This is a genomic window from Parabacteroides sp. AM58-2XD (genome assembly GCF_003463685.1).
GTDB classification, from domain to species: Bacteria; Bacteroidota; Bacteroidia; order Bacteroidales; family Tannerellaceae; genus Parabacteroides; species Parabacteroides segnis.
Genome location: NZ_QSDP01000065.1, coordinates 25,259 through 34,613, shown reverse-complemented (window position 1 = coordinate 34,613; position 9,355 = coordinate 25,259). Strand labels below are relative to the sequence as shown.

Here is a 9,355-nt window from a genome sequence, read left to right as displayed (position 1 = left end):
AAACGAAAAAACTCGTTAGAGATGTAAATTCCTTTTAAACGAATTGCAAAAGTCATATACCTAAAGGGGTTTGTTAAATATTGTATTCAACGATCTTCTATAACACTAATTTGACAGAACACACAAGTTACCAAAAGGGCTATAATAAAATCTTTTTATTCAAAAGAAAAGCAATATTTCCTCATTTTGTCAAATTCTATAAATTCACTTCAAAAGTTCGTGTTGTCATCTTATCATTTCACGCAATATTCCACTTTAACACATTGCATTAAAGGATAAAACAGATGTTTTCCAAATATTTACTATCTTTGGAGATGAGTAAAAATTGTATTCTTAGAAATACAATTGCCACAATGAACTCTTAAATCAAATAAAAAGAAAATACATATGATTGAATCCCAAAACGTCGATAAAGCCGGTACTACTATCGGCAATATTCTGACCGACAGGTTGATTATACGGTTAGCAAACCCGGATGATGCGGAAAAAATATACGCTTACCGCTCTGATACTGTTGAAAACCAATATCAAGGCTGGTTCCCCGAATCTGTGGAGGAAGTTCGTAATTATATAACCAATATGCCGGCGACTATAGATATAGCCGACGTATGCTTTCAATTTGCCATTCTTACCAAGAATGAAAACCGTCTGATCGGAGATTTGGGAATAATCTTCACAGGACACGAAAGAATGCAGGTAGAGGTCGGTTGTACGTTGAATAAAACTTTTCAAGGCAAAGGATATGCCACCGAAGCATTAACGGCAATGGTAAACTATTTTTTCACAACCCTAAAGAAACATCGTATTGTAGCATCTATTGATCCAAGAAACACCGCCTCTATCCGACTTATCGAACGACTGGGATTCAGAAAAGAAGCTCATTTCAAAGAAAGTTATTTCCTTCGTGATGAATGGGTAGACGATATAATTTATGCCATGCTCAATAAGGATTGGGGTAATTGAGTAGGGGGAGCTAAATAAATATCCACATATTGTATTTCTAAACAAATTTGTTTATTTTTGTAGTGATATGAAAGATCAATTAGAAATATTGAAAGGTGTTCACCCTGGCTTATTTTTAAGCAGGGAGTTACGAAATCGTCAATTAAGAAGTGGTGCATTTGCAGAGTCCATAGGAGTTCATCCTCAAACGTTAAGTGCCATCATTAAGGGACGAAGAAATATGAACATACCTTTGTCTCTAAAGATCGAGAGATCACTCCATTTAGACGAAGGATTACTAATGACTTTACAAGTTTATTATGATATTGAATTGGAAAAGAAGAAAGAAGCTCAATCATATCATCCTGATCTTTCTATATATCGTAAGATCTTGTTTTGGGATACAGACTTTGATAAATTAGATTGGAACACCAATAAACGGTATATCATTAATCGTATTTTTGAACGGGGAAATGAAAAAGAAATACTTGAAACAATTCGTTTCTATGGTAAAGACACAATCCTGTCGTTGCTGGACTTAAATAATAAGTATGCAGTTAATCTAAAATCTAACATTCAAAAATATCTGAATTATGCCAACTAAACTCAAATATCAAACAGTAACGCCATTACTAAAAAAGGTATTGACACAATTAATGTCTAATGACCTTTTTCACCCCTTCCAGCTTGTAGGTGGAACATCATTGAGTTTACAGTTAGGACACCGTATCTCTGATGATATAGATTTATTTACTGATTACGAGTATGATTCTATTGATTTTAGGGTTATTCAAGACTGGCTAAGAACTCAGTTTGCATACTGTAACGGAGATTGTGGTGAAATTGTTGGTTTCGGATGTTCCTATATAATAGGTGACTCTGTTGACGATTCTGTCAAACTCGATCTATTTTATACAGATCCTTTTATTCGTCCTGCAAAAGTCATTGATAATATACGTCTAACGTCTTTTGAGGATATTATAGCCATGAAGCTAGATGTCATCGGACATGGTGGACGAAAAAAAGACTTTTGGGATATTCACGAATTACATAATACGTATTCGATAACTGAAATGTTAAACTTATATGTAGAACGTTTTCCTTACAATCATACGAAAGAAGAAATTATTCAAGGTTTCACTAATTTTGATATTGCAGATTCCGACCCCAATCCCAAATGCTTAAAAAAGAAGAACTGGCAACTGATAAAATTAGATTTCATTGATTGGCTAAAACAAACCTAACAACCTGCATAAAACAAAAAATCCCTCTAAGAACATCTTAGAAGGATTTTGCATTTTGTGCGGCTGAAGGGACTCGAACCCCCACGCCGTGAAGCACCAGATCCTAAGTCTGGCGTGGCTACCAATTACACCACAGCCGCATTTGGTTTGCGGTGCAAAGGTAAATCTTTTTTATTAATCTGCAAGTATTTCGGGAGAGATTTTATTTATATCAGGCTCTGACAGTTCTGAGCCGGACAAAAGGCGTGAGATAGCAGCTTCTATAATAGTGTCTTTTCCTTTCTGCATATCTTCTTTGGTCATAGCCACTTCCTGATCCGGGTCAATGCCAAACTCTGTATGTTTCTTATCTGCATCAAGGATCGGGCAAGCGGAAAAACGGACACTCCACCCTATGGGTAACTCCGTTGTAAAAGGGAAACCGCTACCACCTCCGGTGCGGTCACCCATAATCGTTACGTGGGGTAATAAACGCATCGTACTCACAAAATTATTCGTGGCACTATAACAATGACGGTTCGTCAAAACGATAACCGGTTTCTGCCAGCGAAGCCGATCGGACGGAGAAAGATATAAAGGATAAGGGGTGGAAAAGTCATTATGCCCATTCCCTTTTTTATACATGACATAGCCGGTCAATATCTTTTCTTCCAGGAAACGCTGGGTGATCCGGTCCGAATTTGACATCGCACCTCCCCCGTTATTTCGTACGTCAAAGATGATACCTTTACAGTCTTTGAAATGCAGGAACATATTATCCAGATTACTTTCGCCTACCCCACTGGAGAAATTACCATAGTAAACATAACCCACCTGGTTATCAGACAGACATTTATATTTTAATCCACCGGCAATTTTATAATCTGTCCCCAGATAATTCTTCTGTATGTCCGAATCGAAATTAGCCGGATAATCCTCATACCAGGCCCAGTAACGGGCCACATCGAATGAAGAGAACAGATTCGTATGCCCGTCCTTCAGTTCCGCCAACATTTTACCCAATACATCAAACAGATCGTACTGGCTCATCTGATCGTTGATCTGAAGGCTGTAACGGTCATGTACCTCATCCCAATCGATATTTTTAAATTCGAAGAAACAGTAATTCTCATCCAGAATCCGCCAAAGCGCCTCAAAGTTATCCCTGGGAGACGGATTATACTTATCCGCCTTCTCACAAGCAGAAAGAAGGATAGCAGCCAGGAATAAACAATATAGGATACGTAATTTCATTTCACTTTCAATAGTAGGCACTGCTGTACTTATGCTTCTGTTTCAGGCGCTTCCCTCCAAAGGAATAAAATTCCTTCACCAGGCCGATCATAAAGGAATTAGATAAAACATGCGTCTTAATCCCGCTCACATCTGTCCGGTACATGCTGTTCAGATAGCCGACCCTCACCGTAAAATTTGCTATCGGAAAGTCGAAGGTAAAATAATTCCTCATGGCGAACTTATTATGAAGCGAACTGAACTTTATCACGCCGCTACGGTCTCCCTGGCTGAGATAATAATAAGGTTGACCTTTATGGATGGCAAACAGGGCACCGACAAACGGTATTTCCATCTGGTAACGGAAAGTCACCGGATAATTTCCAAACTTAAAACCATAAATCCCCATTGCCGAGAAGTTCAAATCCAGATCAGCCTTGCCCGAAGCCGGATTGTTCGTGTTACGAGTATTATAAATAAAACCACCCGACAAACGACCCGAAAGGCCTGTCAGAACTTTCAGATTCGGCAACAGGTTGGTAAAGCGGTAATGATATCCAAGCGAATAGTCTACAAAACCCACATAATCGGTTGCCACGTCTGCAGCATTCCGGGTAGATGCAAACTCGACATTAAGAAACTGCTGGCGCGATACCTTATAATCCGCCAGCCGGACAATCTTCATCCGTTCATTCTGTATCCGTACACCCCATCCCGTATATTTCGTTTCTATCCCGGGAGTCAGGTAGGTATCCATTACATTGTAACCGCCTATTCCTATCATCGTCGCCTCATTGACCGATCGCGGAATTTCATCTTCCACATTTTTGTCTGTCTGGGCCGCAAGCGGAAACACCAGACAAAAAGACAAAATCATCAGAGAGGCCAACGTCTTCATAGGCTATTCATCAAACAGCTTCATCTGCCCGGTTATTTCGTCTATAATATCCGAATCACTCTCTGTTTGCCCGGTATCGTCATTATCCGGATTACCTTCTCCACTCGTATCTCCCGGCTGTTCCGCAGGGGCGAAGCGGGTTGGTTCAAGCTCGTTGACTGTTTCCACCTCAAAGGTAGAGATACGTTTGCCTTTCGCTTTGAAGCCTTTCACTGCGATAAACTCTTCCGCATCCAGTACAAGAGGCTCGCGGAAAGCGTCATGACCACCGAATACCACCTCAATACGAGGATAAACCTCATCGGTAAGCAACATCAGGCGACTCTTCGGATTCTCACCCAGGAAGTTCTGTTTCTTGCTACCGGCTTCCAACACGAAACGTTTCAGATACGGATATTTCTGGTCGGCATCATATAAAGCGGCCGTCCAGACTTTATTCGAGTTGAATTTCTCTATAATCTGTATATTGTCGTCGTAGTGATTGCTCAGATCAAAGTTCGTCGTATAGAAATCGCCGTTGCGTAAAACTACCAGGATCAGGTCATCGCTCTGGAATTCACCCAGTTCGTCACCGCGACCGTCATAGTTCAGGCGCAGCACGTCCCAGTCGAACCAAACCTGGCGTCCTCCCAACGTAGAACTACCCTTCTGTTTCAGGCTGATCTTATGCACATCCGCCTTTGTCAGGATATTTCCCATCGAGCCACGTCCCTTAATGGCGATCTCGCTGAAATCCTTTTCAAACACAAGCAGTTTCTGGCGGGGTTTCGGTTTAAGGATCACTTTAACCGTTTCAGCTTCCCCATTGGGGTTCGCACTGAAATATAATACTCGCGAGCCCTCCGTTCCTTTCGTCACGTCATATTCCTTATCACGTGTCACACCGGTGACGGCAAAGCGTTTGATGTAGTTATAGCCGACTTTTCCATCGCGGTAAATAACATTGTAAATAGTGCGGGTATCGTTACGTTTGAATACATTCACATACAAAACATCTTTCCCGACAAACATCTTATCGCTGACCTTCACTATCTTATAAGTTCCGTTACGATAGAACAGGATGATATCGTCTATATCCGAACAGTTACAAACATATTCATCTTTCTTGAGGCTCATTCCCATGAAACCTTCCGCACGGTTGATATAGAGCTTTTCGTTTGCTTCCACCACCTTCGTTGCTTCGATCGTGTCGAAGTTGCGGACTTCAGTCATACGCGGATAATTCTTGCCATATTTTTCCTTCAACATGGTAAACCAGTTGATCGTATAGTCTACGATATTATCCAGATGATGATTGATACGCTCGATCTCTTCGCGAATCTGGGCAATCAATGCATTGCTCTTTTCCGAGTTGAATTTAAGGATACGTCCCATCTTGATCTCCATCAGCTTGAGGATATCTTCACGGGTTACTTCACGGATAAAATCAGGCTTGAACGGAGTCAGGCGCAGGTCGATATGAGCCACGGCCTCATCCATATCCTTCGAGTTTTCAAACTCTGCATCCTTATAAATACGTTCTTCAATAAATATCTTTTCGAGGGAAGCGAAGAAGAGTGTTTCTTCCTGCTCGGCTTTCTGTATCTGTAATTCAGTACGCAACAGATGCAGCGTATCGTCTGTCGAATGGCGCAACACGTCGCTCACTTTGAGGAAGTGAGGTTTGTTGTCCATGATCACACAACAGTTAGGCGAAATGCTGATCTCACAATCTGTAAAAGCATACAAGGCATCGATCGTTTTGTCTGACGATACGCCCGGAGCCAGATGCACCAGGATTTCTACATCTTTCGCCGTATTGTCATCGACTTTCCGGATCTTGATCTTTCCCTTGTCGTTTGCTTTCAAGATGGATTCGATCACGGAAGAGGTCGTTCTTCCGTATGGAATTTCGCTGATAACCAATGTCTTGTTATCCAGCTTGGTTATTTTAGCACGGACTTTTACCGAACCGCCGCGCTCACCGTCATTATATTTAGAGACATCGACATAACCTCCTGTCTGAAAATCAGGATATAAAGCGAAGTCTTCCCCCTTCAGGTAAGCTATCGAAGCATCCAGTAACTCGTTAAAATTATGAGGAAGTATTTTAGAAGAAAGACCGACAGCAATACCTTCCACTCCCTGGGCCAGCAGCAAAGGGAATTTCACCGGCAAAGTAACCGGTTCTTTATTACGCCCATCATAAGATAGCTGCCAAAGGGTAGTCTTCGGATTAAAGACTGTTTCAAGAGCAAATTTGGAAAGACGTGCTTCGATATAACGGGGAGCAGCGGCACCGTCACCGGTAAGGATATTCCCCCAGTTTCCCTGGCAATCGATCAGCAAGTCTTTCTGTCCTAACTGTACCAGCGCATCCCCAATAGAAGCATCTCCATGAGGGTGAAACTGCATGGTATGCCCCACGATATTGGCGACCTTATTATACCGTCCGTCATCCAAACGCCTCATCGAGTGCAAGATACGACGCTGCACCGGTTTCAGACCGTCATTGATATGCGGCACTGCACGTTCCAGGATCACGTACGAAGCATAATCCAAAAACCAATCCTGGTACATCCCCGACAGATGATAGGATATACGTCCTTCACCCTTCCCGGGTATTTTATATTCCGAATGTGTAGTAGAATCAGATTGCCCACCATTTCCTGTGAGTCTGTATTTGTCTGTTCTATTTCCTCGTTCTTGTTTTCTTCTGTGAAATCTTCAATATCCTCTGGTTTCATATACTTATATGGTGCTCTATCTTCTTTTTCAGCCTCTGCCGGAAAGTAAATTCCAGCGTGTAAATATACGAAATATTGGCGAGATAATAAAAAAGCATTATTGTTTCGGTGAGATATCTGAATTCTCCCTATATTTGTCTCCTCAAAAATTTAGCGTAATGCTCACACTCGATAAGATTTATCAGGCATCTTTTGCCCTGAAAACGGTTATCCGTCGCACCGACCTGATCAGTGCGCCCAACATCAATCCGGATTCTCATATCTATCTGAAACCGGAAAACTTACAGATTACTGGATCATTCAAAGTCCGCGGTGCCTGCTTCAAAATCGCCCAACTGACAGAAGAAGAGAAGGCCAAAGGCGTCGTAGCCTGTTCTGCCGGTAATCATGCACAGGGTGTCGCCCTGGCTGCCACCACCCATGGCATCAAGTCACTGATCTGCCTGCCGGACAATGCACCGATCTCCAAGATCGAGGCAACCAAATGGTACGGTGCCGATGTCTGCCTGGTTGAAGGCGTGTACGACGACGCTTACCAGAAAGCCCTGAAGCTGAGAGATGAAAAAGGATATACGTTTGTCCATCCTTTTGATGACGAAGACGTTATTGCCGGACAAGGGACTATCGGACTGGAATTGTTGGAACAGTTACCCGACCTGGATGCCGTAATCGTTCCGATAGGCGGAGGGGGACTTATCTCCGGCGTCGCCTTTGCAATCAAACATCTGAATCCGAATGTAAAAATATACGGCGTACAGGCCAGTGGTGCACCAAGCATGCTGAACTCCATCGAGCACAATAAAATCGAACGGATGGGATTCGTCCGTACCATTGCCGACGGTATAGCCGTAAAAGAACCGGGTGAACATACATTTGAATATTGTAAAAAGTATGTGGATGAAATCGTTACAGTCAACGACGATGAGATTTCAACCGCTATCCTGGCCCTGATCGAACAGCACAAATTAATCGCCGAGGGAGCAGGTGCAGTAGCCGTAGCGGCAGCCATGTTCAATAAAGTTCCCATAAAAGGTAAAAAAGCGATCTGCCTGGTATCGGGAGGAAATATCGACGTAACGATCCTGTCTCGCGTTATCGGACGCGGTTTGCAGAAATCCGGCCGGTCTTACACCATGACGATCGAACTGGTCGACAAGCCCGGACAGTTACAGCATGTTTCTGAAATTATTGCCCGTACCGGAGCCAATGTGGTATCCGTCCATCACGAACGAGTTAGTCATACCGCCGACATCAACGGCTGCTATCTACGTCTGGAAATGGAAACACGCAACCAGGAACATATCGACCAGATACAATATACGCTGACAGCAGCGGGGTATAAGATTATTCCGGGATAATAATTATCCTCAATCAGTAGCATGCCTGTGGTAAAGTAATAGCATAATAGTGTCAGCCATCCTAACACTATTATGCTATTACTTTCAGTACTACTGTATCAATGGTGTGAAACCTTTGCTTCCTTTCCCATCTTTACTACGAGCTTTCCTCCTTTCAAGACATCTTCCTGTGATATTTTAAAATTATTCACCGGCTTTCCGTTCAAAGTTACCGACTGAATGTATTTATTTTCCTTGGATGCACCGGGAGCTTCGATCACAAAAGTTTTTCCCCGACCATACTTACCGTCCAGGCGAATCGTTATTTTCGGATAACGGGGGGATGCCAGTTCATAGAAAGGCTTTTCCGAACAACCTCCCTCCATCTGGAACAGGCCAATGGCACTCATAACAAACCAACTACTCATTTGCCCCAGATCCTCATCACCCGGATAAGCGTCATAAGGGGTAGTCCCGTAATACTGTTCCTGTATAGCCCGTATCCATTTCTGTGTCAGATGGGGAACGCCTGCCCAGTTAAAAAGATAGGCCACTTCCATAGAGGTCTCATTCCCATGATTGATTGGGAATGCAGAGAAATTATCTCCTGCCGCATTAAAGTTGGCATGAGCAGACTGCTCCATCGCTTTATCCAATCGATCAACAAAACGTTCCTTACCAACCTCACGAATTAACTTCTCCGGGTTATGAGGGACAAACCAAGAATAGTTGAAAGCATTCCCTTCCGTAAATCCGGGAGTATGATACGGGTCGAAAGGTTCCACCCATTTTCCATGTTCATCTTTCGGACGGATAAAACCGGACTCGGCATCAAACAGGTTATACCAGCTGTCAGACCGTTTGTCGAAGAAATGAAAATCGTCTTTCTTTCCCAGTATTTTAGCCATTTGCCCCAGACACCAGTCATCGTAAGCATATTCCATCGTATTGGAAACGGTACCTTTTCCTGCCGGAATATATCCGTATTCCATATAG

General features: G+C 42.8%; 8 protein-coding genes and 1 tRNA gene. 4 read left to right on the top strand and 5 right to left on the bottom strand.

Going from position 1 to position 9,355, the window contains the following annotated elements; translation table 11 throughout:
- Window positions 1-387 precede the first annotated feature (387 nt).
- From DXA15_RS15915 to DXA15_RS15905, 3 genes are all read left to right on the top strand, one after another.
- Window positions 388-963 (top strand): GNAT family N-acetyltransferase, encoded by a 576-nt coding sequence (locus tag DXA15_RS15915; RefSeq protein WP_128134657.1) that lies wholly within the window; start codon window positions 388-390, stop codon window positions 961-963.
- A 67-nt stretch (window positions 964-1,030) separates the two neighbouring features.
- Entirely contained in the window at window positions 1,031-1,546 is a 516-nt protein-coding gene (locus DXA15_RS15910) for a helix-turn-helix domain-containing protein (protein ID WP_121719534.1), read from the top strand.
- Entirely contained in the window at window positions 1,536-2,186 is a 651-nt protein-coding gene (locus DXA15_RS15905; protein ID WP_128134656.1) for a nucleotidyl transferase AbiEii/AbiGii toxin family protein, read from the top strand. Before DXA15_RS15910 ends, DXA15_RS15905 begins: the two co-directional genes overlap by 11 nt.
- 58 nt (window positions 2,187-2,244) lie before the next feature.
- On the opposite strand, the gene DXA15_RS15900 is transcribed toward DXA15_RS15905, so the two are convergent.
- From DXA15_RS15900 to DXA15_RS15885, 4 genes are all read right to left on the bottom strand, one after another.
- Window positions 2,245-2,326 (bottom strand) — tRNA-Leu (locus DXA15_RS15900).
- A gap of 34 nt (window positions 2,327-2,360) precedes the next feature.
- A complete protein-coding gene (locus tag DXA15_RS15895) occupies window positions 2,361-3,419 on the bottom strand; it encodes a S41 family peptidase (RefSeq protein WP_128134655.1) in 1,059 nt (352 codons plus the stop codon).
- 7 nt (window positions 3,420-3,426) lie between these two features.
- Entirely contained in the window at window positions 3,427-4,296 is an 870-nt protein-coding gene (locus tag DXA15_RS15890) for a DUF3316 domain-containing protein (protein ID WP_128134654.1), read from the bottom strand.
- A gap of 3 nt (window positions 4,297-4,299) precedes the next feature.
- Entirely contained in the window at window positions 4,300-6,855 is a 2,556-nt protein-coding gene (locus tag DXA15_RS15885) for a DNA gyrase/topoisomerase IV subunit A (RefSeq protein WP_233567341.1), read from the bottom strand.
- A gap of 325 nt (window positions 6,856-7,180) precedes the next feature.
- Here DXA15_RS15885 and ilvA point away from each other — a divergent pair, with 325 nt between their 5' ends.
- The gene (ilvA, locus tag DXA15_RS15880; protein WP_009860208.1) at window positions 7,181-8,380 is read left to right on the top strand and encodes a threonine ammonia-lyase; all 1,200 of its coding nucleotides are present in this window, start codon (window positions 7,181-7,183) and stop codon (window positions 8,378-8,380) included.
- A gap of 98 nt (window positions 8,381-8,478) precedes the next feature.
- Here the strand turns inward: ilvA and DXA15_RS27655 are convergent, their stop codons facing one another.
- Window positions 8,479-9,351, bottom strand: coding sequence for a glycoside hydrolase family 92 protein (locus DXA15_RS27655; RefSeq protein ID WP_255419969.1), 873 nt, complete (start codon window positions 9,349-9,351; stop codon window positions 8,479-8,481).
- Window positions 9,352-9,355: the final 4 nt, after the last annotated feature.

Coding starts and splice junctions, on each gene's coding strand:
- DXA15_RS15915 (WP_128134657.1), top strand. CDS start 388: ATGATTGAATCCCAAAACGTCGATAAAGCCGGTACTACTATCGGCAAT.
- DXA15_RS27655 (WP_255419969.1), bottom strand. CDS start 9,351: ATGGAATACGGATATATTCCGGCAGGAAAAGGTACCGTTTCCAATACG.
- DXA15_RS15895 (WP_128134655.1), bottom strand. CDS start 3,419: ATGAAATTACGTATCCTATATTGTTTATTCCTGGCTGCTATCCTTCTT.
- ilvA (WP_009860208.1), top strand. CDS start 7,181: ATGCTCACACTCGATAAGATTTATCAGGCATCTTTTGCCCTGAAAACG.
- DXA15_RS15905 (WP_128134656.1), top strand. CDS start 1,536: ATGCCAACTAAACTCAAATATCAAACAGTAACGCCATTACTAAAAAAG.
- DXA15_RS15890 (WP_128134654.1), bottom strand. CDS start 4,296: ATGAAGACGTTGGCCTCTCTGATGATTTTGTCTTTTTGTCTGGTGTTT.
- DXA15_RS15910 (WP_121719534.1), top strand. CDS start 1,031: ATGAAAGATCAATTAGAAATATTGAAAGGTGTTCACCCTGGCTTATTT.
- DXA15_RS15885 (WP_233567341.1), bottom strand. CDS start 6,855: ATGTACCAGGATTGGTTTTTGGATTATGCTTCGTACGTGATCCTGGAA.